The organism is Ornithinicoccus hortensis (genome assembly GCF_006716185.1).
GTDB classification, from domain to species: Bacteria; Actinomycetota; Actinomycetes; order Actinomycetales; family Dermatophilaceae; genus Ornithinicoccus; species Ornithinicoccus hortensis.
Genome location: NZ_VFOP01000001.1, coordinates 2,343,142 through 2,368,475 on the forward strand (window position 1 = coordinate 2,343,142; position 25,334 = coordinate 2,368,475).

Genomic DNA, 25,334 nt, shown 5'->3' on the forward strand with positions numbered 1-25,334 from the left:
CTCGGTCCTCCGGGGCCGTCGCGCCGGGCGGAACAGGACGCCGCCCGCCCTCGGAGGAGGACGGGCGGCGGGCTCGGTGCCGGGAGCGGGACTTGAACCCGCACGCCCTTTCGAGCAGAGCATTTTGAGTGCTCCGTGTCTGCCATTCCACCACCCCGGCAGGGCGACCGGAACAGCATACCGGGTGTGCCGGGGGATCCGGATCTCGCTGGGCGGATGTGATCTTTCGCACCACATCATGGGTCTTCCTTGGTGGTTTGCGGGGCGAGCCGGGCCCGGACAGCCGATAGGCTGGTCCGGTGACGAACAAGCCAGCAGCGCAGGACCCCGTCGAGGACGCCGACCCCGCAGTGGAGCCGCCCACCTCGGACGCGGACGCCGCTGCCGCCGTGGAGACCGAGCCCGCCGAGGACGCCCCCGCGACCGACACCGTGACCGAGGAACCCGCCCAGGGTGCCGGCCTGCGGATCGTGGTCGCCGAGGACGAGGCGCTCATCCGGATGGACCTGGCGGAGATGCTCGAGGAGGCCGGCCACCAGGTGGTCGGGCAGGCCGCCAACGGTGAGCAGGCCGTCGACCTGGCCCGCGAGCACCGGCCGGACATCGTCGTGATGGACATCAAGATGCCGGTCATGGACGGACTGACCGCCGCGGAGATCCTGGGTAAGGAGTCGTTGGCGCCGGTCGTCATGCTGACCGCCTTCAGCGACCGGACGCTGGTCGAGCGGGCCCGCGAGGCGGGGGTGATGGCCTACGTCGTGAAGCCGTTCACCGCCAACGACATCCTGCCCGCGATCGACATCGCCCGGCCGCGCTGGACCGAGTTCCAGGCGCTGCAGGCCGAGGTCGCCGACCTGACCGAGCGGTTCGAGACCCGCAAGCTGCTGGACCGCGCCAAGGGCCTGCTGATGTCCACCTCGAAGCTCACCGAGGCCGAGGCGTTCCGGCTGATCCAGAAGGCCGCGATGGACCGGCGCCAGTCGATGCGCGAGGTCGCCGAGGCGATCATCGAGTCCCTGGACAAGGGCAAGAAAAAGAAGAAGTAGTCCGGGACGGGTGGTCAGGTCAGGGACCCGACCACCCACACCAGGACCGGCGCCACGGCGAGGGCCGGGAGCAGGTCCCCGACCGGGATGTCCTTCATCCGGAGGAGCCGCAGGCCCACGCCCACCAGCAGCAACCCGCCGACGGCGGTCAGCGCCTGGATCTGTGCGTCGGGGAAGACCGAGCCGAGGAGCACCCCCACGACGGTCAGCGACCCCTGGACCACCGCGACGGAGACCGCCGAGAACAGCACGCCGACCCCGAAGGTCGAGGCGAACGCCATCGCGGCGAAGCAGTCCAGCACGGACTTGAGGACCAGTTGGTCCACGCCGCGGCCGAGCCCGTCGTTCAACGACCCCAGGATCGTCAGGGGCCCGACGCAGAACAACAGGGACGTGGTGAGCCAGCCCTCGATGAAGCGTTCCCGGGGGCTCAGCTCCCCGGCGCCCCGCTCGGCCGACGCGGTCCGCGGGGCCCGGCGCGCGACATACGCCTGGATCACCCCGGCCAGTCCCTCCATGCGCCGCTCGATCTGCAGCAGGGAGCCGACGATGCCGCCGATCAGCAGACTGCCCAGCACGATCAGGACCGGCACCCCCGTGCCCACCGCCGCCTCCAGGGACGGCTCGGTGACGGCCAGCGCGGACAGCGCCGCGATGAGGAGGGTGACCAGGCCGAGGCAGTCGGTGACCACGGCCCGCACGCGCTCGGGCAGCCGGTGGCCGAACGACATACCGGCCAGGGAGCCGACCAGCACGAGGACCACGTTGACCAACGTGCCGACTCCGGGGAAGGGTGCGTCCACCAGCGCAGGGTATGCCGTCCGCTCCGGTCCCGCGGCGCGGGGTCAGGCCGGTGGCCGGTCCCGCAGCGAACAGGTGAGGCGGGCCGTGCACACCCGCGCACCGTCCTGGTCGGTGACGACGATCTCGTAGCTGGCGACCGACCGGCCCAGGGCCAGGGGCGTGGCCACGGCGGTCACCTCCCCGGACCGGACCGCCCGGTGGTGGGTGGCGTTGAGGTCGATCCCGACGGCGATCCGCCCGGCGCCCGCGTGCACCGCCGAGGCGATCGACCCCACGGTCTCGGCCAGCACGGCGCTGGCGCCCCCGTGCAGCAGTCCATAGGGCTGGGTGTTGCCCTCCACCGGCATCCGGGCGACGGTGCGCTCGGATCCCGCCTCGAGGATCCGGATGCCCATCCGTTCCACGAGGGCGCCGGACGGCAGCGCGGCCACCTGGTCGGGCGAGAGTGTGACTGGGGCTCTGTCGGTCATGGGCCCTAGGGTGGCATGCGTGAGTCGACTTCTGCTGCTGGACGGACACTCGCTGGCCTATCGCGCGTTCTTCGCGCTGCCGGTGGAGAACTTCTCGACCTCGACGGGGCAGAGCACGAACGCGGTCTTCGGGTTCACCTCGATGCTGATCAACGTGCTCCGCGACGAGGCCCCCACCCACGTGGGCGTGGCCTTCGACGTCTCCCGCAAGACCTTCCGCGCGGAGCAGTACCCGGAGTACAAGGCCGGCCGGGCGACCACGCCCTCGGAGTTCCGCGGCCAGGTCGACCTGATCAAGGAGGTGCTGGACGCGCTGCGGATCAGCCACGTCGAGCTGGACGGGTGGGAGGCCGACGACATCATCGCCACGCTCACCACGCAGGCGCGTGCCGAGGGGATGGAGGTGCTGATCTGCTCCGGCGACCGGGACACCCTGCAACTGGTCGACAAGTCGACCACGGTGCTCTACCCCCGGCGGGGCGTCTCGGACCTGGTGCGGATGACCCCGGAGGCCGTCGAGGAGAAGTACGGCGTGCCGCCCGAGCGCTACTCCGACCTGGCGGCCATGGTGGGGGAGTCCTCGGACAACCTGCCCGGTGTCCCCGGGGTCGGGCCGAAGACGGCCGCGAAGTGGATCACCGCCCACGGTGACCTGTCCGGGGTCGTGGACCGGGCCGACGCGCTCACCGGCAAGGCCGGGCAGTCCTTCCGGGACCACGTCTCCCAGGTGCTGCGCAACCGCCAGCTCAACCAGTTGGTGGCCGACGTCGACCTCCCGCTGACGCCCCCCGACCTGGAGCGGCGGACCTGGGACCGGGAGGAGGTGCACCGGCTGTTCGACGGGCTGGAGTTCCGGGTGCTGCGGGACCGGCTCTTCGAGACCCTCGAGTCGGTCGAGGACGAGGCCGAGGAGGGCATCGAGGTCGAGGGATCGGCACTCGCGGCCGAGGAGGTCCCGGGGTGGCTGGGCGAGCACGCCGGGCCCGGGGTCCGGGTCGGCGTCCACGTGCTGGGCAGCTGGTCGCGCGGCACCGGGGACGTCACCGGCCTCGGGCTCGCCGCGGCCGGCGCCGCGGCGTACGTCGAGCTGACCGACCTGGGCGAGGAGGCCGAGTCGGCGCTGGCCGGGTGGCTGGCCGACCCCGAGCGCCCCAAGGCGCTGCACGACCTCAAGGGCCCCGCGCAGGCCCTGGCCGCGCGCGGGATGCCGCTCGCCGGTGTGGTCAGCGACACGGCGCTGGCCGCCTACCTGGTGCGGCCGGACCAACGCTCCTACGACCTGGGCGACCTGGTGCTGCGCTACCTGCACCGGGAGCTGCGGCTGGAGACCGAGGAGGCCGACCAGGGCACCCTGGACCTGTCCTTCGGGGAGGAGAGCGACGACGCGTCCCGCGGCGCCACGGCCCGGTCGGCGATGGTGCACGCCCGCGCCGTCCTGGAGCTGTCGGTGGCCCTCGACGAGGAGGTCGCCGACGTGCAGGGCACCTCCCTGCTCGCGGACATCGAGCTGCCCCTGGAGCAGGTCCTGGCCGAGATGGAGCGGGTCGGCATCGCGGTCGACGTCCCGGGGCTGGAGCGGCTGGAGGCCGACTTCGCCGGCCGGATGCGCCAGGCGCAGCAGGACGCCTACGACGCGATCGAGGACGAGACGGTCAACCTCGGGTCACCCAAGCAGCTGCAGACCGTGCTGTTCGAGCGTCTCGGCCTGCCCAAGACCCGCCGCACCAAGACCGGCTACACCACCGACGCGGAGGCGCTGGCCGGGCTCTACGCGCAGACCGAGCACCCGTTCCTGGAGGCCTTGCTGCGGCACCGGGACAACACCCGGCTGCGGGTCACCGTCGAGGGGTTGTTGAAGTCGGTGGCCGACGACGGACGGATCCACACCACCTACCAGCAGACGATCGCGGCGACCGGGCGGCTGTCCTCGACCGAGCCGAACCTGCAGAACATCCCGATCCGCACCGAGGAGGGGCGCCGCATCCGCGAGGCGTTCGTCGTCGGAGACGGCTACGACGAGCTGATGTCGGCCGACTACAGCCAGATCGAGATGCGGATCATGGCGCACCTGTCGCGCGACGAGGGGCTGATCGAGGCGTTCCGCTCCGGCGAGGACCTGCACCGCTTCGTGGGCTCGCGGGTGTTCTCGGTCGAGCCGGAGGACGTGACCCTGGAGATGCGGGCCAAGGTCAAGGCGATGAGCTACGGCCTGGCCTACGGGTTGTCCGCGTTCGGCCTGTCCAAGCAGCTGACCATCTCCACCGACGAGGCCAAGGGGCTGATGGAGGAGTACTTCGCCCGGTTCGGCGGGGTGCGCGACTACCTGCGGGACGTCGTGGCCGAGGCCAGGAGCACCGGCTTCACCGAGACCATGCTCGGCCGGCGGCGCTACCTGCCCGACCTGAACTCCGACAACCGGCAGCGCCGGGAGATGGCCGAACGGATGGCCCTGAACGCCCCGATCCAGGGGTCGGCGGCCGACATCATCAAGGTGGCGATGCTCCGCTTGGGTGCGGCGCTCACCGAGGCCAGCCTGCGCTCCCGGATGCTGCTGCAGGTGCACGACGAGTTGGTGCTCGAGGTCGTGGCGTCGGAGAAGGAGCAGGTGGAGGCCCTGGTGCGGCAGGAGATGGGGGCCGCCGTGGCGATGGATGTGCCGTTGGACATCAGCGTCGGCTGGGGCCGCAGCTGGCACGACGCCGCGCACTGAGGCGGCCAGGTCGCGGCCAGGTCGCGGCCAGGTCACGATTCGACACCCGCTCGCGTCGGACCCTGTCCTCCCCGGCCGCGGTGTGGTTTACTCCCCGCAGCGATCCGAAGGAGAATCCGTGCGAGCCCGCCTCTTGGCACTGCTCGCAGTCCTGTTCCTGGGCGGCGTCCTGCTCGTCCCGGGGGCTTCGGCTGCGACCCTCGCTGGCGGAACGGTCGACCGTGTCTCGACCCTTCCCCCGGCACCTTTGCAGGCAGCATCCCCCCTGCCTGCCCTGCGGTCTGCCGTCCAGGCCACCGCAGCTGCTGACAATGCCTCCGCCACGGCCGGGGACGAGGCCGAGGAGGAGGCTGCCGAGTCCCTCAAGGGCACTATCCGCGGACCGGACCGGGATCCGATCGTCGGGCTGGTCGTCACGGTCACCCAGGACGGCACCGAGATCGGGTCCGGCGAGACCAACGACAAGGGGCAGTGGGAGGTGCCGTTGCCCGGGCCGGGCAACTACGCCGCCTCCGTGGACCCCGAGGCCCTGCCCGAGGGCGTGACCTTCCGCACCGAGGGCGGCGACACCGTGACGGGGGTGACCGTCCGACCCGGTGCCCACCAGAACGTCGTCTTCCAGCTGGTCGCCGAGGGTGACGACGGGGCTCCGGCAGCCGGTGACTCCGGCGGCGGGCTGGCCGGGCGGGTCGCCCAGCTGCTGGTCGAGGGGGTCAAGTTCGGCGCGATCATCGCGATCACCGCTGTCGGCCTCTCCCTCGTCTTCGGGACCACCCGCCTGATCAACTTCGCCCACGGCGAGTTCGTCACCTTCGGTGCGGTCGCCGCCTACTACCTGTCCAGCGGGGGCGGGCCGCTGCCGCTGGTGATCGCGGCCGTCCTGGCTATGGGGCTGACCGCATTGCTCGCCGGCGGCATCGAGATCGCGGTGTGGCGCCCGATGCGGCGCAAGAGCACCGGGTTGATCCAGATGTTCATCGTGGCGATCGGCCTGTCGCTCCTGCTGCGCCACATCATCCAGGTGATCTTCGGTCCGTCGCGGCGGCAGTACGACGAGTACGCCCTGCAGTCCTCCTGGGACCTGGGGCTGTTCCGGATCACCCCGCGGGACGCGGTGATCACGCTGCTCGCCTTTGTGGTGCTGGCCGCGGTGGCGATCATGCTGCAACGGACCCGGATCGGGAAGGCCATGCGGGCGGTCAACGACAACGGCGACCTGGCCCGCGCCTCCGGCATCGACGTGGACCGGGTGGTGCTGATCGTCTGGCTGCTCGGTGGCGGGCTGGCCGGCCTCGGCGGCGTCCTCTACGGACTCAGCGAGCGGGTCTACCCGGAGATGGGCTTCGTGCTGCTCCTGATGATGTTCGCCGCCGTGATCCTCGGTGGCCTGGGAAGCGCCTACGGCGCCATGGTCGGTGCGCTGTGCATCGGGATCATCACCCAGTTGTCCAACCTGTGGTTCCCGTCCTCCCTGCAGTACATGTGGGCGCTGCTGGTGATGATCCTGGTCCTGCTGTTCCGACCACAGGGCCTGCTCGGACGACGCGAACGGGTGGGATGAGGCGACCATGGACTTCCTGAACATCCTCAGCAACGCGATCCGCGGCGCCTTCGGCCCGGAGGCCGCGATCTACGCCCTGGCCGCTGTCGGCCTCAACCTGCACTTCGGCTTCACCGGGTTGCTCAACTTCGGTCAGGTCGGCTTCATGCTGGTCGGCGCCTACGGCACGGCCGTCCCGGTCCTCTCCTGGGGGCTCCCGCTCTGGGTCGGGGTGCTCATCGGGATGGGCTGCGCCATCGTGCTCGCGCTCATCCTGGGCGTCCCGACACTGCGGCTGCGGGGCGACTACCTGGCGATCGCCACGATCGCCGCGGCAGAGGTGCTGCGCTACCTGTACCGCTCGGAGTGGGCCCAACCGCTGACCGGTGGCGTCTTCGGCCTGAAGAGCTTCGCCAACGGCTTCTACGCGATCAACCCCTACTCCAGCGATCTCGAGCTCGGCTGGCTCTCCTTCAGCAGCAGGTCGCTGTGGGTGATGACGGTCGCCTGGGGCGCCGTCGCACTCGCCACCCTGCTCGTGGCGGCACTCGTCCACTCGCCCTGGGGTCGGGTGCTCCGCTCCGTCCGTGAGGACGAGATGGCGGCCCGCAGCCTGGGCAAGAACGTCTTCGCCTACAAGATGCAGGCGCTGATCCTCGGTGGTGTGCTCGGCGCCCTGGCCGGCTCGCTGCTGGCGATCAACACCCAGGCGCTGAACCCCGACAGCTTCATGCCGATCATCACCTTCTACCTGTGGACCATCATGATCCTGGGCGGCGCCAGCCGGGTGATGGGCCCGATCGTGGGCTCGATCGTCTTCTGGTTCCTGCTGACCGTGCTGGACTCCTTCCTGCGGCAGGCGATCGGCAGCGGGCTGATCCCGTCCAGTGTGATGGCCTCCAGCGATGTCGGCGCCGTCCGGTTCGCGGCGGTCGGCCTGGGCCTGATGCTCCTGATGCTCTTCAGACCCGCGGGCATCCTCGGCAACCAGAAGGAGTTGCGTCTCGATGTCCGCTGACAAGCACGAGCTCGACGACGAGGTCCTCTCCGAGCGGGAGGAACTGCTCGAGGTGGAGCAGGCGATCGAGGACCGGGCCCCGTCCGCGGGTGCCGCCCGGGCCGCCGAGGCGCTGCGCGGCGTGGCCGCCGAGCCCGGTGTGGCCAAGCCGGACGCGATCCTGGTCGCCGACTCGGTCACCCGCAGGTTCGGCGGTCTGACCGCGGTCGACGTCGACCACCTGGAGGTGCAGCGGGGCACCATCACCGCGCTGATCGGCCCCAACGGCGCCGGCAAGTCGACCTTCTTCAACCTGGTCTCCGGCTTCGACACCCCGGACGCCGGCACGTGGAGCTTCGACGGGACCGACATCAGCGGCAAGCCCGCCTACCAGATCGCCCGGTTGGGGATGGTGCGCACCTTCCAGCTCACCAAGGCGCTGATGCGCCTCACCACCCTGGAGAACGTGATGCTGGGCGCCGTCGGGCAGAAGGGGGAGCGGATGGGCGTCGCCCCACTCCGGTTCCTCTGGAAGGCCCAGGAACGGCAGATCCAGGCCCGTGCCGAGGAACTGCTCGAGCGGTTCCGGCTCAGCCACATGCGGGACGAGTTCGCCGGCACCATGTCCGGGGGACAGCGCAAGTTGCTCGAGATGGCCCGCGCGCTCATGGTCGGCCCCAGCCTGGTGATGCTGGACGAGCCGATGGCCGGGGTGAACCCCGCGCTGACCCAGTCGCTGCTCGCCCACATCCAGGCGCTCCGGGACGAGGGCACCTCGATCATCCTGGTCGAGCACGACATGGACGTCATCATGTCCATCTCGGACTGGATCGTCTGTTTCGCCGAGGGCAAGGTCATCGCCGAGGGCCGCCCCGACGACATCCGCACCAACCCGCAGGTGATCGATGCCTACCTGGGCAGCCGACGCGCCCTGCAGCAGGAGGACGACGGAGCCGGTGCACCCGCACCCGGCACCGCCGGCGAGGACGAGGAGCAGGCGCCGTGACCCCCGAACCCAGCACGACCGAGGCCGGACCCCGCCCGACCGGCGGGGCGCAGGTCCAGCTGCGCACCGTGGACCTGGTGTCCGGCTACATCCCGGAGGTCAACATCCTCAACGGGTGCTCGGTCTACGTGGACAAGGGCGAGCTGGTCGGCATCATCGGACCCAACGGTGCCGGGAAGTCGACCCTGATCAAGACCATGTTCGGCCTGGTGCCGGTGCGGTCCGGCCAGGTGCTGCTCCGGGACCGCGACGTGACCGGGCGCCCGGCGCACAAGCTGGTCGGCGACGGCCTGGGCTACGTGCCGCAGAACAACAACGTCTTCCCCTCGCTGAGCATCGAGGAGAACCTGCAGATGGGCATGTACCTGCGGCCCAAGGAGTACGCCACGAGGTTCGCCGCGGTCACCGAACTCTTCCCGATCCTGGCCGACCGCAAGGCGCAGAAGGCCGGGTCGCTGTCCGGTGGTGAGCGCCAGGTGGTGGCGATGGGGCGTGCGCTGATGACCGATCCGGAGGTGCTCTTCCTGGACGAGCCCTCGGCCGGGCTGTCCCCGATCATGCAGGACGTGGTCTTCGAGGCGGTCGCCACGATCAACTCGGCCGGCGTCTCGATCCTGATGGTGGAGCAGAACGCCCGCCAGTGCCTGGACATCTCCGACCGCGCCTACGTGCTCGACCAGGGCAAGGACGCTTACACCGGCACCGGTGAGGAACTGGCGACCGACCCGAAGGTCATCGAGCTGTACCTGGGCACCCTGGCCCGTATCGACCACTGAGCCTCTCCGGCGGATCGACCCCTGAGCCGCGGCAGCGGACGGCGTTTCACCCCCACCGACCTCGGCGCCAGCATCCAGACCTTCCGCGACGTCTGACCCGCCCTCCCTCCCGACCGGACGCGCTCGGCCGTGGCCAGCGCTGCGGCGCCTCTGGCCGCCAGATCGCGCGTTCGGTGGCGGTCTAGGACCGCCCGGTCACGCGTTCGGTGGGGGTGGAACGCCGCCCGGTCACGCGTTCGGTGGGGGTGGAACGCCGCCGGAGCCCGCACACGAAACTGGCCCGGCCCCCGAGACGAACTCGGGGACCGGGCCAGGTCGCTGCGGTCAGACGGGCCGACCGGTGGTGCGGATCACTCTTCGGCGGGGTTGGACTCCACCGAGTCGATCGACTCGAACTCGCCGGCGTCGTTGAAGCCGTAGATCTCGATGGTGGCCTTGCCGGGCTCGCCCGCGTCAACGAAGTCCAGCGGACCGCTGACGCCGTCGTAGTCGATGTCGACGCCGTCGGCGATCATGCCCTTGCACTCCTCGTAGGAGGTGCAGACCTCACCGTCCCGGGTCACGTTGACGACCTCGGCCTTGAAGTCCTCCGGGTCGGCGGACCCGGCGGCCTCGGCGGCCAGCGCCATCGTCACGACGCAGTCGTAGACCTGCGGGGCGAACTGGGTGTTGTCACCCAGGTCCGGTGCGAACTCCGCGAGGGAGGCCAGGAAGTCGGCGTTCTCGGCGGACGCCGGGGCGGTGCCCTTCAGCCCGGCGAGCACGGTCGGGTCGCCGCCGCCGATGCTGTTGGCCAGGTCCGGGTTGCGCAGACCGTCGGTGGTGTAGACGCCGACCTCGCTGGGACCGAAGCCCTCCTCGATCAGACCCTGCAGGATCTGCTCGCCCTCCTCGAAGCCGATCACCACGACCGCGTCGGGGTTCGCCGACACGACCGCCTGGATGGTGCCGTCGAAGTTCGTGGCGTTCGGGTCGTAGGTCTCGTTCAGGGCGACCGACGCACCAGCGTTCTCCAGCGAGGACGCGGTGGCGTCCGCCAGACCCTGGCCGTAGTCGTCGGCACGGGCCACGAGCGCGACGTTGGTCCAGCCGTCCTCGACGATCAGGTTGGCCAGCACCGGACCCTGCAGGGCGTCCGAGGGCGCCGTGCGGATGTAGAGGCCATTGTCGTCGAGGTCGGTGAACGTCGGGGCCGTGTTGGACCCGGAGCACTGCATCACACCGGCGCCGGTCACCCGGTCGACGATGGCCAGCGACATGCCGGAGGCGGCCGCACCGATGATGCCGCTCACGCCCTCGCCGAGGATGCGGTCCGCGGACGCCTGCGCCACGGAGTCCTGGCCGGCCTCGTCACCGGCGATCGCGTCGGGCACCTGGGCACCGAGCACGCCACCGGCGTCGTTGATGTCCTGGATCGCCAGGCCGACACCGGCGAACTGGGGCGGACCCAGCGGGGCGAGCTGACCGGTCTCGGGGAGCACGTAGCCGAGGGTGAAGTCGGCCGGCGCGTCGGCGGGCGGCGGGGCCGCCTCGTCGCTGCCCTCCGTCTCCTCGGCCTCGTCGCCGGTGTCGCCAGCGCCGTCGTCGGCGCCTTCGTCGGTCGTCTGTTCCTGCGAGGTCTCGTCGTCGCCCTCGTCGTCCGTACCGCCGCACGCGGCGACCAGAGCGATCGCGGACAGTGCCGCGACAGCCTTCAAGTGCCTCTTCCTACGCATCGCATCCCTCTCGACGGGACCGGCGCGCGTCCACGCACCGGTGTGTGTGGCCCAAACCCTAGTCGGGCGAGCAGCCGATTGGGACCGTTGTGATCAACATGTGACCTGTGGGGGAGGCGGGGTCCGCCGCAGGTCAGGGGCGTCGGGCGGAAAAGATCGCGGTCCCCGGGACGAGGCGTCCCCGCAACGGGGACCAGCCACCCCAGACGTGCTCCGCGGCCGCGGGCCACTCCGGTTCCAGGAGGTCCTCCAGCACGAGCCCGGCCCCGACCATCTCGCGGACCCGGTCACCGACGGTCCGGTGGTGCTCGACATACAGCGCCCGTCCGGCGGCGTCCTGCTCGACGTAGGGGGAGCGGTCGAAGTAGGAGTGGCTCACCCGCAACCCCTCGGGCCCCGGAGCGTCCGGCAGCGCCCAGCGGAACGGGTGGGTGACCGAGAAGACGGTGCGGCCCCCGGGGCGCAGCACCCGCGCGACCTCCCGCAGCAGGCCGGCGGAGTCGGCGACGAAGGGGAGGGCGCCGTAGGCGGAGAAGACGACGTCGAAGGACGCGCCGGCGAACGGGAGTGCCGCCGCGTCACACTCCACGTAGCCGGCCGGCCGGGTGTCGCGGCCGGCGTCCAGCGCGGTGCCCTGGCGGAGCATCGCGCCGGAGACGTCGCTGGCCACGACCCGGGCGCCCTGCGCGGCGCACCACCGGCTGCCCTGGGCGGCGCCGGCCCCGAACTCCAGGACGTCCCGGCCGGCCAGGTCCCCGAGCAGCCCGAGGTCGGACTCGTAGATCCCCTCCGGGCCCCACATCAGGTCCGCGTCGCGCAGCAACGGGCCGTGCTCCTGGTAGTAGTCGGCGGCCTCGGCGTCCCACCAGGAACGGCTCGCCCGGACGCTCTCGGCCTGGTCGGCGGGGCGCCTGCTCACGGAGTCCGGCATGGCGGTCAGTGTCGCACCCCGGGAAGGGGACCCCGAGATTGACCCGGTGGAGGCGCCCGGGTAGGCTCAATGGGCGCATCGCGTGTGCTCACGCGTGCCTGAACACCAGTCCACCCCGGTGGACCCGACCCGGCAGGGGACGGTCTGCCACACACTATGCCAACCAATCGGAGTCCCTACTACATGACTGCCACTGCGGCCGAGAAGGCCAGCCCCCAGATCGCGATCAACGACATCGGGTCTGAGGAAGAGCTGCTCGCAGCGATCGATGCAACGATCAAGAACTTCAACGACGGCGACATCGTCGAGGGTGTCATCGTCAAGGTCGACCGGGACGAGGTCCTGCTCGACATCGGCTACAAGACCGAGGGCGTCATCCCCTCGCGCGAGCTGGCCATCAAGCACGACGTCGACCCGTCCGAGGTCGTCACCGTCGGCGACGAGGTCGAGGCCTTGGTCCTCCAGAAGGAGGACAAGGAAGGCCGCCTCATCCTGTCCAAGAAGCGCGCCCAGTACGAGCGCGCCTGGGGCTCCATCGAGCAGGTCAAGGAAGAGGACGGGGTCGTCACTGGCACCGTCATCGAGGTCGTCAAGGGCGGCCTGATCCTGGACATCGGGCTGCGCGGCTTCCTGCCGGCCTCCCTGGTCGAGATGCGCCGGGTCCGCGACCTCCAGCCGTACGTCGGCAAGGAGATCGAGGCCAAGATCATCGAGCTGGACAAGAACCGCAACAACGTGGTCCTGTCCCGCCGCGCCTGGCTGGAGCAGACCCAGTCCGAGGTCCGCACCACCTTCCTCAAGGAACTGGCCAAGGGCCAGGTCCGCTCCGGTGTCGTCAGCAGCATCGTCAACTTCGGTGCATTCGTCGACCTGGGCGGTGGCGTCGACGGCCTGGTGCACGTCTCCGAGCTGTCCTGGAAGCACATCGACCACCCGGGCGAGGTCGTCGAGGTCGGCAACGAGGTCACCGTCGAGGTCCTGGACGTCGACATGGACCGCGAGCGCGTCTCCCTGTCGCTGAAGGCGACCCAGGAGGACCCGTGGCAGCACTTCGCGCGCACCCACGCCATCGGGCAGGTCGTGCCGGGCAAGGTCACCAAGCTGGTGCCGTTCGGTGCGTTCGTCCGTGTCGAGGACGGCATCGAGGGTCTGGTCCACATCTCCGAGCTGGCCGAGCGCCACGTGGAGCTGCCGGAGCAGGTCGTCCAGGTGGGCGGTGACATCTTCGTCAAGGTCATCGACATCGACCTGGAGCGGCGCCGCATCTCGCTGTCGCTGAAGCAGGCCAACGAGGCGGTCACCGCCGAGTTCGACCCGACCCTCTACGGCATGGCCGCCGAGTACGACGAGGAGGGGAACTACAAGTACCCCGAGGGCTTCGACCCGGAGACCAACGAGTGGCTCGAGGGCTTCGAGGCCCAGCGCGAGAAGTGGGAGAAGGAGTACGCCGACGCCCACGAGCGCTGGGAGGCCCACCGCGCCCAGGTCGAGGCCGCCGCCGAGGCCGAGGTCGAGGCCGGCGATGTCGCCACCTCCGCCGCGGCGTCCTACTCCTCGGGCTCCGAGCCGGCCACCCCGGCCGCCCCGCAGGAGGCCACCGGCACCCTCGCCTCCGACGAGGCGCTGGCCGCGCTCCGCGAGAAGCTCACCGGCAACTGAGCTCGGCCGGGCAACCGCCCGGTATGCCGTGAGGCCCGGTTCCCCTCGGGGGAGCCGGGCCTCCGTGCGTCCGCGTGCGTCGCTCAGCGCCGGCCGCAGCCCGTGCCGTGCCCGGCCGGGCCGGGCCGGGTCAGCCGCGGCCGAGGAGGGTGCCGCCGTTGACCTGCAGGATCTGGCCGGTCGTCCATCCCGCGTCGGCCGAGGCCAGGTAGTCCACCGCGGCCGCCACCTCCTCGACGGTGCCGGCCCGGCCCATCGGGATCGGCCGGAGCCGGCTCTCGTAGGCGGCCGGGTCGGCGGCGAGGCGGTCGTGCCAGAAGGGCGTGTCCGGGACGAAGCCCGGAGCCACCGCGTTGACCGTGATGCCGTCGGGGGCCACCTGGGTCGCCAGGGAGAGCACCCAGGCGTTGACGGCCGCCTTCGCCGCGCCGTACGAGCCGTTCCCGCGGAGCGCCGCGATGGAGCTCATCGCCACCACGCGCGCGCCGGGACGGGTCAGGTGCGGCAGGAGCGCCTGGGTGAGCAGCACGGCGGTGAGGACGTTGCCCTCGAAGTCGGCCCGCCAGGCCCGCGCGACGTCGGCCGGGTCGTCGCCCGCGGCCTGCCCGAAGTTGCCCCCGGCGTTGGCCACCAGGACGTCGATCGTGGGTCCGGCACGCAACGCTCCGGCCAGGTCGCCGACCTGTGCCGGATCGGCCAGGTCACAGGCCGCGACGGTGACCTCGGTCCCGTCCCCGGCCAGGGTCCGCAGCGCGTCGGCCGCGTCCTCGAGCACGCCCCGACGGCGCCCCACGAGCACCATCTCCTCGCACCCCGCCAGCAGCCGGGCGCCGATCGCCCGTCCGATGCCGGTCCCGCCGCCGGTCACGATGATGCGTCGTCCCATGGGCCCATGGTAGGCAGCGGCGCCGCGCCCCCGGAGGTGCCTCCCGGCTAGGCTGCCAGGATGCTGTGGATCGGATTGACCGGCGGGATCGGCTCGGGCAAGTCGACGGTCTCGGGGAGGCTGGCCGAGCTCGGGGCGGTGGTGCTGGACGCCGACCGGATCGCCCGGGAGGTGGTGGAGCCCGACACCCCGGGCCTGACCCGGGTGGTGGAGCGCTTCGGCGCGGGGGTCCTCGACGACTCGGGGGCGCTGGACCGTCCCGCACTGGGCCGGATCGTGTTCGCCGACCCGGCCGCCCGCCGGGACCTCGAGGCGATCACCCACCCGCTGGTCCGGGAGCGCACGGCCGCCCTGCGGAACCAGTTGCCCGACGACAGCATCGTGGTGCACGACGTCCCGCTGCTCGTGGAGCTCGGCTACGCCCCGGCATACCACCTGGTGGTGCTGGTCGGCGCCAGCGAGGAGACGCGGGTGGAGCGCCTGGTCCGGACGCGGGGGATGGACCCGGAGGAGGCGCGCTCCCGGATGGGGACGCAGGCCGACGACGCCGCCCGGCGGGCGGTCGCCGACGTCTGGCTCGACAACGAGGGGTCCCCGGCGGACCTGCAGGCACAGGTGGACCAGCTGTATGCCGAACGGTTGGCCCCGCTGGGCGCCAACCTCGGGCGACGTCGCGCGGCCCGGGTTGAGGACCTCGTGCCGCCCACGCCCGGCGAGGACCTCGCGACCCGTGCGGACCGGGTGGCGGGCCGTCTCGCCCACCTGGTGGGGGAGCAGCCGGCCGCCTCACGGCATACCTTCGACGGGACCTTCGTGCGCAGCGAGATCCAGGTGCCCGACCCCTGCGACCCCGCCCTGCGGCGCCGGCTGCGGCGCGGTGGGTTCCCCGCGGTGGGCGAGCACGAGCACGCAGCGGCCGACCCCGGTCGGCTGGCGATGGTGGTGCTGCACGGTCCCGATGCGCGCTCTGTCGGTGGGTCGGCGTAGCGTCGGTGCCATGCGTCCCACGACCGACCTCCAGCGCACGGTGGCACCCTTTGAGGTGGTCTCTGAGTTCTCCCCGAGCGGTGACCAGCCGACCGCGATCGCCGACCTCGCCGCGCGGATCAACGCCGGCGAGCAGAACGTCGTCCTACTCGGCGCCACCGGCACCGGCAAGTCGGCGACCACCGCCTGGCTGCTGGAGCAGGTGCAGCGACCGACCCTGGTGATGGCACCGAACAAGACGCTCGCGGCCCAGCTGGCCAACGAGTTCCGGGAGCTGTTGCCGCACAACGCGGTCGAGTACTTCGTCAGCTACTACGACTACTACCAGCCCGAGGCCTACGTCCCGCAGACGGACACCTACATCGAGAAGGACTCCTCGATCAACGACGAGGTCGAGCGGCTGCGGCACTCCGCGACCAACTCGCTGCTGACCCGGCGCGACGCGGTCGTCGTGGCCTCGGTGTCCTGCATCTACGGCCTGGGCACCCCGCAGGAGTACGTCGACCGGATGGCGCGCCTCACCGTGGGGCAGGAGGTCGACCGGGACGCGCTGTTGCGCAGGTTCGTGGAGATGCAGTACTCCCGCAACGACATGGCCTTCACCCGGGGTACCTTCCGGGTCCGCGGCGACACCGTCGAGATCATCCCGCAGTACGAAGAGCTCGCGGTCCGGATCGAGTTCTTCGGCGACGAGATCGACCGGCTCTACACGCTGAACCCGCTGACCGGGGAGGTCGTGCGGGAGGAGCAGGAGATGTACGTCTTCCCGGCCTCGCACTACGTGGCCGGCCCGGAGCGGATGGAGCGCGCGATCGGCGGCATCGAGGCCGAGCTGGCCGAGCAGCTGGCCGTCTTCGAGCGGGAGGGCAAGCTGCTGGAGGCCCAGCGGCTGCGGATGCGGACCACCTACGACGTGGAGATGATGCGCCAGGTCGGGTCCTGCTCGGGCATCGAGAACTACTCCCTGCACATCGACGGCCGGGAGCGCGGGTCGGCCCCGAACTGCCTGCTCGACTACTTCCCGGAGGACTTCCTCCTGGTCATCGACGAGTCTCACGTCACCGTGCCGCAGATCGGCGCGATGTACGAGGGGGACATGTCCCGCAAGCGCACCCTCGTCGACCACGGCTTCCGGCTGCCCAGCGCGATGGACAACCGGCCGCTGAAGTGGGAGGAGTTCCTGGACCGGATCGGGCAGACCGTCTACCTGTCCGCCACCCCCGGGGACTACGAGATGGCCAAGGCCGACGGCGTCGTCGAGCAGATCATCCGGCCCACCGGCCTGGTGGACCCCGAGGTGGTGCTCAAGCCGACCAAGGGCCAGATCGACGACCTGCTGCACGAGATCAACGAGCGGGTGGAGAAGAACGAGCGCGTCCTGGTCACCACGCTGACCAAGAAGATGGCCGAGGACCTGACCGACTACCTGCTGGAGAAGGGGGTGCGGGTGCGCTACCTGCACTCCGAGGTGGACACGCTGCGCCGGGTGGAGCTGCTCCGCGGGCTGCGGACCGGTGAGCACGACGTCCTCGTCGGGATCAACCTGCTGCGCGAGGGCCTGGACCTGCCCGAGGTCTCCTTGGTGAGCATCCTGGACGCCGACAAGGAGGGCTTCCTGCGCTCGACCCGGTCCCTGATCCAGACGATCGGCCGGGCCGCCCGCAACGTGTCCGGCCAGGTGCACATGTATGCCGACCGGGTCACCCCGTCGATGCAGGACGCGCTGGACGAGACCGACCGGCGCCGGGCCAAGCAGCTGGCCTACAACAAGGCCAACGGCGTGGACCCGACCCCGCTGCGCAAGCGGATCGCGGACATCACCGACATGCTGCAGCGCGAGGACGCCGACACCGAGGCGCTGATGGGCAGCGGACGCAACCAGTCCCGCGGCAAGGGCGGCCGGCCCACCGGCGCGACGGTCGCCGCCGACGCCGGCGTGGCGTCCGGGGCGCGGGACACCGACTCGATGCCGGCCACCGAGCTGGCCGAGCTGATCCACGAGCTCACCGACCAGATGCACGCGGCCGCCACGGACCTGCACTTCGAGCTCGCGGCCCGGTTGCGCGACGAGATCTCGGATCTGAAGAAGGAGCTGCGGCAGATGCGCGAGGCCACCGGCTGAGGGCTGTCCGCACGACGGGACTGCGGTGGACCGTCTGGTGGCCCCGTGGGGTGCCTCCGCCGCCGGGCGCCGCGGCTCAGTCGCGGACCTGGGTGCGGGGCCGCCCGAGCACCAGGATGCTGGCCACGACGACCAGCGCCATGCCGACGAGCTGGAGCGCCTCCAGCGACTGCTCGAGCACCAGCAGGCCGGCCAGTGCTGCGGCGGCGGGCTCGAGGCTGAGCAGGACGCCGAACACCCCGGCGGCCATCCGGCGCAGGGCCACCAGCTCGAGGGAGTAGGGGATGGCGCTGGACAGCAGGGCGATGCCCGCGCCCCGGAGCAGCGCCTCGCTGGACCACAGGTCGGTGCCGGCCGTCCAGATGCCGAACGGCAGGAGCACCACGGCGCCGATCGTCAGGCAGATCGCCATCCCGTCCAGGCCCTCGAACCGGGCGCCGGTGCGCCCGCTGAGCAGGATGTACCCCGCCCAACAGGCCCCGGCGAGGAGGGCCATCAGGATGCCGACCAGGTCCAGCTCGGCCCACGGGACGGTGAGCGCCTCCGAGATGAGGAGCACGCCGACGACGGCGCCCCCGACGGCCGCGATGTCCCGTCCGCGTCGGGAGGTGAAGGCGGCCAGGGTGAGCGGGCCGATGAACTCGATGGTGACCGCGACCCCGATCGGGAGCCGCTCCAGCGAGGCGTAGAACGCCAGGTTCATGCAGGTCAGGGCGGCGGCGAAGGCGGCGACGACGGCCCAGTCGGCCCGCTCCCGGCCGCGCAGGCGCGGCCGGACGACGAGCAGGAGCAGCGCCGCGGAGAGTCCCAGCCGCAGGGTGACCGAGCCGACGACGCCGATCAGCGGGAGCAGCGTGGCGGCCAGGGCCCCGCCGAACTGGACGGAGACGATCGAGACCAGGACCAGCAGGACCGGGTCGACCCGGGCCAGTCCGCGCGCGGAGGGTGCTCCGCGCCCGGGTGTCACCATCCCCGGTCGCGCCACTCGGGCAGGGACGGCCGCTCGGCCCCCAGGGTGGTGCTGTCGCCGTGCCCGGGGTGTACGACGGTGTCGTCCGGGTACACCCCGAAGATGCGCGCTTCCAGGTCGTCCATCAGCGAGCCGAAGTCCTCCGGGCTCCAGGTCTTGCCCGGTCCACCGGGGAAGAGGCTGTCGCCGGTGAACAGGTGGGTGCCGCCGGCGCCGTCGCGGAGCGCGAGCGCCACGGACCCGGGGGTGTGGCCGCGCAGCGCGACGACGTCCAGGGTCAGGTCGCCGACGGTGAGCGTGTCGCCGTGCGCGAGCCGGGTGTCGGGGGGTACCGGCAGCGCGTCCGCGTCGTTGGCTCCCGCGGCCGTGGCGGGGGTGTGCCGGTCCACGACCGCGCGGAGGGCGCGGTGGTGGTCCCAGTGCTGGTGCGTCGTGACCACGAGCTGCAGCTGCCCGGAGCCGGAGTCGACAAGGTCGAGCACGTCCTCGGCCCGGTCGGCCGCGTCGATCAGCAACTGCTCGCCGGTGCGGCGGCAGGTGATCAGGTAGGCGTTGTTGTCCTCCTCGGAGACGCTGCGCTTGCGCACGATGGCGTTGCCGAGGTTGGCGAGCCACGCCGGGCCGCCGGGCTCCACGTGACAGGACTGTGCGGTGCTGGACATGGCGCCAGTCTAGGCACGCGCCAGGGCCCGCCCGACAGCCTCCCGGACCTGCGCGAGGTCCGTCGCCCGGGCGGCCAGGAACGCGTCCGGCCGGACCACCCACAGGTCGTCGTCCGCGCTGCGCAGCCCCTCCCGGACCGCCCCGGTGGTATCGACCCGCGCCAGGTCGAGCACCTGGCGCGGCACCGCGGGGGAGAGGGTTTCCTCCAGGACGGCCCGCACCGCCTCGTGCCGGTCCTCGGGCGCCAGGACGGTGACCGCCCCGCGGACCACCTCGCGCATCCGGGTGAGGTCCGGGCGGCCCGGCCACTCCACCGGCGCGTCGGGCAGCACCACACCCGGGACCGGCTCGGCCGGGTGGCCCCGCGGTGGCCGACCCGGCCACGGCCGCTCGGGATCGGGCGTGGTGAGGGGACTGTCGACATACCAGAAGGGCTCGGAGAGCCGGCCGGAGTCGACGCGCGCACGCGCGGCGGGGTCGGTGAGGGAGGCCTGCAGGATCTCGTGCCGCCGGGCGTGGGCGGCCTCGTCCTGCGGGACCAGGAAGTCCATCGTGGCCGTGGTCACCTCGAGGTTCTCCCGGGCGGCGGCGCCGCGCTCGTGCTCGTAGCTGTCCAACAGTGCCGGGGGCGCCCACCCGTGCAGCACGAAGGCCAACTTCCACGCGACGTTGTCGGCGTCGCCGACCCCGGAGTTGAGGCCGCGGGCGCCGAACGGGGCGACCAGGTGGGCCAGGTCCCCGGCCAGCAGCACCCGGTCGACCCGCATCGCCGTGGTGATCCGCGAGTGGAACCGGTAGAGGGAGGACCAGACCACCTCGTAGTCGCGCTCGCCGATGATCTGGCGGATCCGGGTGTCCAGCGACCCGTCGGCGCGCGCCGCCGCCAGGTCGAACTCCGGCTCGACCTGCCAGTCGATCCGGAAGACGGAGTCCGGGCAGGGGTGGATGAGCACCTGCCGGCCCGGGTTCCACTCGGGGTCGAAGTAGAATCGGCGCTCCTGCTCCCAGCCGGGCAGGTCGGCCCGGATGTCGCAGATCAGGAAGGCGTCCTCGAAGCTGCGTCCCGGGAACCCGACCCCCAGCATCGACCTGAGGGCGGAGCCGCGCGCACCGCCGGCGGCCACGGCATACGCGCCGTGCAGCTCGGTCTCACCGGAGGGCGTGCGGCAGGTGACCCGCACCCCGGAGTCGTCCTGGACCAGCCCGGTGACCTCGTGCGACCAGCGGACCTCGATCAGCGGCTGGTCGGCGATCAACCCGTCGAGGATCTCCTCGCTGCGGCACTGGGAGAGGTTGACGAACGGCGGCAGGGGGGACCGGCCCGGGTCGAGCAGCTCGACGCTGAACAGCTCCTGGTCGCGGTAGAAGGTCCGGGCGGTGTGCCAGGTCAGTCCCTCCTCGGCGATCGCCCCCGCCCCGACCCAGGACCACACATCGAGGACGTCGCGCTGTTGGCAGATCGCCTTGCTGCCCACCGGGTCCCGGTGGGTGCGGCTGTCCAGCAGGACCACCGGCACCCCCCACCGGGCCAGCAGGAGGGCCGCGGTCTGGCCGACCGGGCCGTTGCCGAGGACGAGGACGGTGTGCTCCGGTCCGGTCAGGACCGGTATGTCGTGCAGCGGCGGCCGCGTTGCCCTCACCTCCTCAGCCCTGCAGCTGGGCCCAGACCTCGCGGTCCCGCTCGGCCGTCCAGATGACGGGGCGTTCGATGCCCTCCAGCTCGTCCCACACGCGGGAGACGTCGAACGGCAGGCAGTGCTCGAAGATCGGCCACCGGCCGTACTCCTCGACCATCGCGGCGTGGCTGGCGTCGAAGGCCTCCTTGAGGCTGCCACCGCGGTCGTGCACGGCGGTGACCTGCTCGACCATGACCTGGATGAAGTGCCGGGTCTGGCCGATCGCGGCCTGCACGGCGTCCGCGCCCTGGGCGACCGCGCCCCGGCCGCCGACCAGGGAGGTCGCCCCGAACTCGGCGACCCGGTCCAGGGTGGCGCCCATCCAGTCGTGGTGGAAGGCGTCACCGGTGTAGAGTGCCGCCTCGGCCTCCACCAGGTCGCCGGCGAAGAGCACGCCGTGCTTGGGGACGAAGGCCACGATGTCGCCCTCGGTGTGGCCCCGTCCGCAGAACTTCAGCACCAGGTCGCCGCGGTCGCCGCCGAGCGGGATGGTCAGCTCGTCGGAGAAGGTCAGCGAGGGGCGGGTCAGGCCGGGGATCTCCTCGGGGTCCTTGAACAGCCTCGGCATCCGGCCGAACTCGCTGTCCCAGTCCTGCTGGCCACGCTCCTCCACCAGGTGCCGGGTGGTCTCGTGCATGATCGTCTCGGCGGCGTCGAAGGCGCTGGCGCCGAGCACCCGCACCGCGTGGTAGTGGGACAGCACGAGGTAGCGGACCGGCTTGTCGGTGTGCTCGCGCAGCTGGGCCAGCCAGTCGCGGGCCGCCGCGGGCGTGGCGCGGGCCTCGAAGGCCACCACGAAGTCCTCACCCTCGATCGCCCCGACGTTCGGGTCCCCCTCGGCGGTCAGCGCGTAGACGCCGTCGGCCAGGACCTCCAGCGTCTCGGTCTTCTCGGTCAGGTCCGCGGACGATGCGAACGGCTTGCTCATCGGTCTCCTCCAGTCGTGCCGCCGAGGTAGGCCGCCTGGACCCGCTCGTCGGCGCTCAGTTCCTGCGGGGTGCCCTCGGTGACGATCTCACCGCGGTCCATCACCACCGCGCGGTCGGCCACCTTGAAGGCGGCCCGGATGTTCTGCTCGACGAGCAGGACGGCCAGCTGCCGGGCGTCCCGCAGGTGGGCCAGTGCGGTGATGATCTCACCGACGACCCGGGGCGCCAGCCCCAGGCTCGGTTCGTCGAGCACCACGACCTCGGGCTCGGCCATCATCGCCCGGCCCATCGCCAGCATCTGCTGCTCGCCACCGGACAGCGCCCCGGCCTGCAGCCGGAGCCGGTCGGTCAGCCGGGGGAACAGGTCGAGCACCTCGGCCTTCATCGCCGCGGTGTTGCCGCCCTTGCGGCGGGTCCACGCCCCCAGGGTCAGGTTGTCCTCGACGGTGAGGGACGGGAAGACCAAGCGGTTCTCCGGCACGTGGGCCAGGCCCAGGCCGGCGATCTGCTCGGCGCCCATCCCGGTGATGTCCCTGCCGCTGAGGGTGACGGTGCCCGCCTGGGGACGGAGCAGCCCGCTGACCGTCCGGAGCAGGGTGGTCTTGCCGGCACCGTTGGCCCCGACGACGGCCAGGATCTCCCCGGGCTCGACCTGGAGCTCGAGGCCGTGCAGCACCTCGAGCCGTTCGTAGGAGGCGCGCAGCCCCGTGACGACCAGACTCATTGCTGGACCTCCTCGGCCGCGGCCTGGACGACCTGCTGGTCCTCGTCGTCCACCCCGAGGTAGGCGGCCACCACGGCCGGGTTGACCCGCACCTCGGCCGGGGTGCCGAGGGCGATCAGCACGCCGTCGTCCAGCACCGCCACCCGGTCGGCGAGGGCCATCACGGCCCCGACGTCGTGCTCGACCAGGAGCACGGCGATGCCCGCCTCGCGGACCCGGCGCAGCATCGCCGACAGGTGCTCCCGCTCGGCGCCGGACAGCCCGGCCATCGGCTCGTCGAGGAGCAACACGGTGGGTGCCAGGGCCAGCGCCCGGGCGACCTCCACCTGGCGCTGCTGCCCGAAGGACAGCGCCGTGATCGGACGCTCGGCCTGGTGGCCCAGCCCCACTGCGGTCAGCACCCGGTCGGAGTCCCGGGCGATGGTGTGTTCCTCGGCCAGGTCCAGGCCGAGCATGCCGCGGACCACCCCGGCCCGGCTCCGCAGGTGCCGGGCCACCTGGATGTTGCCGCGGACCGTGGTGGAGCCGAAGACCTGGAGGTTCTGGAAGGTCCGGGTGGCGCCCAGCCCGGCCACGACGTGCGGCTGCTGGCCGGTGACGGGGGTGCCGCGCACCTCCACCTGGCCGTCGGTGGGCGGGAGCACGCCGGTGATGATGTTGAACGCGGTCGTCTTGCCGGCGCCGTTCGGGCCGATGAGGGCCACGATCTCCCCGGCCTCGACGTGCAGGTCGAGCTCGGACAGTGCCGTGACACCGCCGTAGCGCTTGGTGACGCCCTGGACCTGGAGGACGGTGGCGCCCGGTTCGGGCACGTCCGCCTCCGCCAGGAGGGCGTCGAGCTCCGGCCCGAGGGGGGCGTCGTCCGGCTCGTCTGCCCCCGGGTCTGCGGAGCGGCCGGCCAGGCGGCCGCGGACCGTCTCCCAGAGCTGGGCGAGCCCGCCGGGCATCAGGATGACGACCAGCACGAGGACCACGCCGAAACCGAGCAGCTGCACCTCGCCTGAGGCACCCGGGATGACCTGCGGGATCAGGTCGCGCATCCCCTCGTCGAGCGCCTCGACCACGATCGCCCCGGTCAGCGCGCCCCAGACCGTCCCGAGGCCGCCGAGCACCACCATGAGCAGGAAGGACACAGACAGCGGGAAGTTCGCGGCCTCCGGGCTGACCACCGCCAGCCAGTGGGCGTAGAAGACCCCGGCGAGTCCGGCATACCCGGCGGCGAGCACGAAGACCCGCAGCCGCAGCGCGAACGTGTTCACCCCCAGGCACTCGGCCGCGACCTCGGAGTCGTTGACCGCGCCGAGCGCCCGCCCGGTGCGCGACCGGGTGAGCTTGGCGGCGAGGGCGAGCGAGACCAGGACGACCGGGGCGAGCAGCCAGAAGTACTCGGCCGGGGTGTTGTAGACCCGGCCGCCGAGGTCCGGCTTGGGGATGCCGTAGATGCCGCTGGTCCCGCCGGTGTACTCCAGCTCCCGGACGGTGACCGTGACGATGATGCCCAGGCCGAGGGTGGCCAGCGCCAGGAAGTGGCCGCGGAGCCGGAGCAGCGGAAGCCCGACCAGGAGGGCGACCAGCATGGCGGCGGCCACCGAGACCGGGATCGCCAGCAACATCGGCACCTCGTAGCGGGTGACCAGGATGGCCTGCGCGTAGGCGCCCACCGCGAAGAACGCGGCGTGGCCCAGGCTGACCTGCCCGGCCAGGCCCATCAGCAACGACAGCCCGATGGCCGCGATGGTGAAGATGAGGACGTAAACGCCCAGGTTGACCAGGCTCGTCGAGGCCACCATCGGGAAGATGGTCAGGACGACGGCGAGCAGGAGGTAGGGGGCGAGGACGCGGAGCCGGCCCATCACACCCGCACCCCCGTCCCGCGCAGCGCGAGGCCCTGCGGCCGGATGACCAGGACGAGCACCAGCACGACGAAGGCCACCGCGTCCCGGAAGCCGGTGTCACCGTAGAAGGCGACGAGGTTCTCCAGCACGCCGAGCATGAGCCCGCCGACGAAGGCCACCCGGAAGGACACCAGCCCGCCGAGGGTGGCGGCGACGAATCCCTTCAGCCCCAGGGTCAGCCCGTGCTCCCAGGAGGCGAAGTAGATCGGCGCGCCGATCACCCCGGCGACCGCGCCGACGAAGCCGGCGATGGCGAAGGCGATCATGGTGGCCTTCTTCGGCGAGATGCCGACCAGCCGTGCGGCGACGGGCTGCTCGGCACAGGCCCGCAGCGCCTTGCCACGGACCGTGTGCTCGTAGAACCACACCACGGCATACCCAACGGCCGCCGCGATCCCCAGGATCCACAGCTCCTGGGCCCGGATGCTCACCCCGGCGAGGGTGAAGTCGGACCCGGGGAAGCGGGCCAGGCTGCGTGCCTCTGGTCCCCAGATGAGCAGCATGACCGCTTTCACCGCGGTCGACACCCCCAGCGTGAGGATGATCGAGACCAGGGGAGTCATCCGGCGGACCGGGGCGATGGCGACCCGTTCGATGAGGACCGAGACGAGGACTACGAGCGGCACCACGACCAGGATCGCCACGAGCAGCGGCAGGCCCGCCGCGACCCCGCTGATCGCGGCGAGCCCGGCCAGCGCGGTGTACTCGCCCTGCGCCAGGTTGACGATCTCGCGGACCGAGAAGATCGCCACGAAGCCGAGCGCGGCCAGCCCGTAGATCGACCCCTGGGCCAGGCCCGAGAAGACGAGTTGGAGGAGGTCGGTCATC

Annotated in this window: 21 protein-coding genes and 1 tRNA gene; 9 read left to right on the plus strand and 13 right to left on the minus strand. The window is 71.7% G+C overall.

The genetic code is table 11. The annotated features are described in order from the left end of the window. Positions 1-77: 77 nt before the first annotated feature. Positions 78-160, minus strand: a tRNA-Leu gene (locus FB467_RS10885). A 139-nt stretch (positions 161-299) separates the two neighbouring features. Here FB467_RS10885 and FB467_RS10890 point away from each other — a divergent pair. Next, positions 300-1,046 (plus strand): ANTAR domain-containing response regulator, encoded by a 747-nt coding sequence (locus FB467_RS10890; RefSeq protein ID WP_141785112.1) that lies wholly within the window; start codon positions 300-302, stop codon positions 1,044-1,046. Positions 1,047-1,060: 14 nt separating this feature from the next. Here FB467_RS10890 and FB467_RS10895 read toward each other — a convergent pair whose 3' ends face one another. Together FB467_RS10895 and FB467_RS10900 are read right to left on the minus strand one after the other, a co-directional pair. Then, on the minus strand, positions 1,061-1,849 hold the full coding sequence (locus FB467_RS10895) for a DUF554 domain-containing protein (RefSeq protein WP_141785113.1): 789 nt from the start codon (positions 1,847-1,849) through the stop codon (positions 1,061-1,063). Positions 1,850-1,891: 42 nt separating this feature from the next. Further along, positions 1,892-2,320 carry a hotdog fold thioesterase gene (locus FB467_RS10900; RefSeq protein WP_141785114.1) on the minus strand — a complete coding sequence of 143 codons (429 nt, stop codon included), beginning with the start codon at positions 2,318-2,320 and terminating at the stop codon, positions 1,892-1,894. Positions 2,321-2,339: 19 nt separating this feature from the next. Between FB467_RS10900 and polA the strand changes: the two genes are divergently transcribed. The 5 genes from polA to FB467_RS10925 all read left to right on the plus strand — a co-directional run bounded on the left by polA (position 2,340) and on the right by FB467_RS10925 (position 9,349). Then, positions 2,340-5,030 (plus strand): DNA polymerase I, encoded by a 2,691-nt coding sequence (polA, locus tag FB467_RS10905; RefSeq protein WP_211350592.1) that lies wholly within the window; start codon positions 2,340-2,342, stop codon positions 5,028-5,030. 118 nt (positions 5,031-5,148) lie between these two features. Continuing rightward, the gene (locus FB467_RS10910) at positions 5,149-6,591 is read left to right on the plus strand and encodes a branched-chain amino acid ABC transporter permease (protein WP_228393011.1); all 1,443 of its coding nucleotides are present in this window, start codon (positions 5,149-5,151) and stop codon (positions 6,589-6,591) included. Positions 6,592-6,598: 7 nt separating this feature from the next. Beyond that, positions 6,599-7,588 carry a branched-chain amino acid ABC transporter permease gene (locus FB467_RS10915; RefSeq protein ID WP_141785117.1) on the plus strand — a complete coding sequence of 330 codons (990 nt, stop codon included), beginning with the start codon at positions 6,599-6,601 and terminating at the stop codon, positions 7,586-7,588. Continuing rightward, positions 7,578-8,573 (plus strand): ABC transporter ATP-binding protein, encoded by a 996-nt coding sequence (locus FB467_RS10920; RefSeq protein ID WP_141785118.1) that lies wholly within the window; start codon positions 7,578-7,580, stop codon positions 8,571-8,573. The genes FB467_RS10915 and FB467_RS10920 overlap by 11 nt, the downstream gene beginning before the upstream one ends. Beyond that, a complete protein-coding gene (locus FB467_RS10925; RefSeq protein WP_141785119.1) occupies positions 8,570-9,349 on the plus strand; it encodes an ABC transporter ATP-binding protein in 780 nt (259 codons plus the stop codon). Before FB467_RS10920 ends, FB467_RS10925 begins: the two co-directional genes overlap by 4 nt. A gap of 350 nt (positions 9,350-9,699) precedes the next feature. On the opposite strand, the gene FB467_RS10930 is transcribed toward FB467_RS10925, so the two are convergent. Together FB467_RS10930 and FB467_RS10935 are read right to left on the minus strand one after the other, a co-directional pair. Next, entirely contained in the window at positions 9,700-11,046 is a 1,347-nt protein-coding gene (locus tag FB467_RS10930) for an ABC transporter substrate-binding protein (RefSeq protein WP_228393013.1), read from the minus strand. 151 nt (positions 11,047-11,197) lie between these two features. Next, entirely contained in the window at positions 11,198-11,995 is a 798-nt protein-coding gene (locus FB467_RS10935) for a class I SAM-dependent methyltransferase (protein ID WP_141785121.1), read from the minus strand. Between the two features lie 183 nt (positions 11,996-12,178). On the opposite strand from FB467_RS10935, the gene rpsA reads away from it, so the two are divergent. Then, a complete protein-coding gene (rpsA, locus tag FB467_RS10940; protein ID WP_141785122.1) occupies positions 12,179-13,654 on the plus strand; it encodes a 30S ribosomal protein S1 in 1,476 nt (491 codons plus the stop codon). A gap of 130 nt (positions 13,655-13,784) precedes the next feature. On the opposite strand, the gene FB467_RS10945 is transcribed toward rpsA, so the two are convergent. Beyond that, the gene (locus tag FB467_RS10945; RefSeq protein ID WP_141785123.1) at positions 13,785-14,540 is read right to left on the minus strand and encodes an SDR family NAD(P)-dependent oxidoreductase; all 756 of its coding nucleotides are present in this window, start codon (positions 14,538-14,540) and stop codon (positions 13,785-13,787) included. A gap of 60 nt (positions 14,541-14,600) precedes the next feature. Between FB467_RS10945 and coaE the strand changes: the two genes are divergently transcribed. Beyond that, positions 14,601-15,527 carry a dephospho-CoA kinase gene (gene coaE / locus FB467_RS10950; RefSeq protein ID WP_141785124.1) on the plus strand — a complete coding sequence of 309 codons (927 nt, stop codon included), beginning with the start codon at positions 14,601-14,603 and terminating at the stop codon, positions 15,525-15,527. A 10-nt stretch (positions 15,528-15,537) separates the two neighbouring features. Continuing rightward, complete coding sequence (gene uvrB / locus FB467_RS10955) at positions 15,538-17,649, plus strand: excinuclease ABC subunit UvrB (protein WP_141785125.1); 2,112 nt, start codon at positions 15,538-15,540, stop codon at positions 17,647-17,649. 76 nt (positions 17,650-17,725) lie between these two features. On the opposite strand, the gene FB467_RS10960 is transcribed toward uvrB, so the two are convergent. Genes FB467_RS10960 through FB467_RS10990 form a run of 7 tightly spaced genes read right to left on the minus strand, consistent with a single transcriptional unit; the run spans position 17,726 to position 25,333 of the window. Further along, entirely contained in the window at positions 17,726-18,619 is an 894-nt protein-coding gene (locus tag FB467_RS10960; RefSeq protein WP_141785126.1) for an EamA family transporter, read from the minus strand. Next, positions 18,613-19,281 (minus strand): MBL fold metallo-hydrolase, encoded by a 669-nt coding sequence (locus FB467_RS10965; RefSeq protein ID WP_141785127.1) that lies wholly within the window; start codon positions 19,279-19,281, stop codon positions 18,613-18,615. The genes FB467_RS10960 and FB467_RS10965 overlap by 7 nt, the downstream gene beginning before the upstream one ends. A gap of 9 nt (positions 19,282-19,290) precedes the next feature. Then, a complete protein-coding gene (locus tag FB467_RS10970) occupies positions 19,291-20,922 on the minus strand; it encodes an FAD-dependent monooxygenase (protein ID WP_228393017.1) in 1,632 nt (543 codons plus the stop codon). A gap of 4 nt (positions 20,923-20,926) precedes the next feature. Beyond that, the gene (locus FB467_RS10975; RefSeq protein ID WP_141785128.1) at positions 20,927-21,886 is read right to left on the minus strand and encodes an MBL fold metallo-hydrolase; all 960 of its coding nucleotides are present in this window, start codon (positions 21,884-21,886) and stop codon (positions 20,927-20,929) included. After that, a complete protein-coding gene (locus FB467_RS10980; protein ID WP_141785129.1) occupies positions 21,883-22,611 on the minus strand; it encodes an ABC transporter ATP-binding protein in 729 nt (242 codons plus the stop codon). The genes FB467_RS10975 and FB467_RS10980 overlap by 4 nt, the downstream gene beginning before the upstream one ends. Continuing rightward, on the minus strand, positions 22,608-24,464 hold the full coding sequence (locus FB467_RS10985; RefSeq protein WP_141785130.1) for a branched-chain amino acid ABC transporter ATP-binding protein/permease: 1,857 nt from the start codon (positions 24,462-24,464) through the stop codon (positions 22,608-22,610). Before FB467_RS10985 ends, FB467_RS10980 begins: the two co-directional genes overlap by 4 nt. After that, on the minus strand, positions 24,464-25,333 hold the full coding sequence (locus FB467_RS10990) for a branched-chain amino acid ABC transporter permease (protein ID WP_141785131.1): 870 nt from the start codon (positions 25,331-25,333) through the stop codon (positions 24,464-24,466). Before FB467_RS10990 ends, FB467_RS10985 begins: the two co-directional genes overlap by 1 nt. Between the last annotated feature and the right edge of the window lies 1 nt (position 25,334).

Bases quoted from the DNA above. Each gene is read 5' to 3' on its own strand.
- FB467_RS10965 (WP_141785127.1), bottom strand. From the start codon at position 19,281: ATGTCCAGCACCGCACAGTCCTGTCACGTGGAGCCCGGCGGCCCGGCG.
- uvrB (WP_141785125.1), top strand. From the start codon at position 15,538: ATGCGTCCCACGACCGACCTCCAGCGCACGGTGGCACCCTTTGAGGTG.
- FB467_RS10915 (WP_141785117.1), top strand. From the start codon at position 6,599: ATGGACTTCCTGAACATCCTCAGCAACGCGATCCGCGGCGCCTTCGGC.
- FB467_RS10990 (WP_141785131.1), bottom strand. From the start codon at position 25,333: ATGACCGACCTCCTCCAACTCGTCTTCTCGGGCCTGGCCCAGGGGTCG.
- FB467_RS10920 (WP_141785118.1), top strand. From the start codon at position 7,578: ATGTCCGCTGACAAGCACGAGCTCGACGACGAGGTCCTCTCCGAGCGG.
- FB467_RS10960 (WP_141785126.1), bottom strand. From the start codon at position 18,619: ATGGTGACACCCGGGCGCGGAGCACCCTCCGCGCGCGGACTGGCCCGG.
- FB467_RS10985 (WP_141785130.1), bottom strand. From the start codon at position 24,464: ATGGGCCGGCTCCGCGTCCTCGCCCCCTACCTCCTGCTCGCCGTCGTC.
- FB467_RS10935 (WP_141785121.1), bottom strand. From the start codon at position 11,995: ATGCCGGACTCCGTGAGCAGGCGCCCCGCCGACCAGGCCGAGAGCGTC.
- FB467_RS10975 (WP_141785128.1), bottom strand. From the start codon at position 21,886: ATGAGCAAGCCGTTCGCATCGTCCGCGGACCTGACCGAGAAGACCGAG.
- FB467_RS10900 (WP_141785114.1), bottom strand. From the start codon at position 2,320: ATGACCGACAGAGCCCCAGTCACACTCTCGCCCGACCAGGTGGCCGCG.
- FB467_RS10980 (WP_141785129.1), bottom strand. From the start codon at position 22,611: ATGAGTCTGGTCGTCACGGGGCTGCGCGCCTCCTACGAACGGCTCGAG.
- FB467_RS10945 (WP_141785123.1), bottom strand. From the start codon at position 14,540: ATGGGACGACGCATCATCGTGACCGGCGGCGGGACCGGCATCGGACGG.
- coaE (WP_141785124.1), top strand. From the start codon at position 14,601: ATGCTGTGGATCGGATTGACCGGCGGGATCGGCTCGGGCAAGTCGACG.
- rpsA (WP_141785122.1), top strand. From the start codon at position 12,179: ATGACTGCCACTGCGGCCGAGAAGGCCAGCCCCCAGATCGCGATCAAC.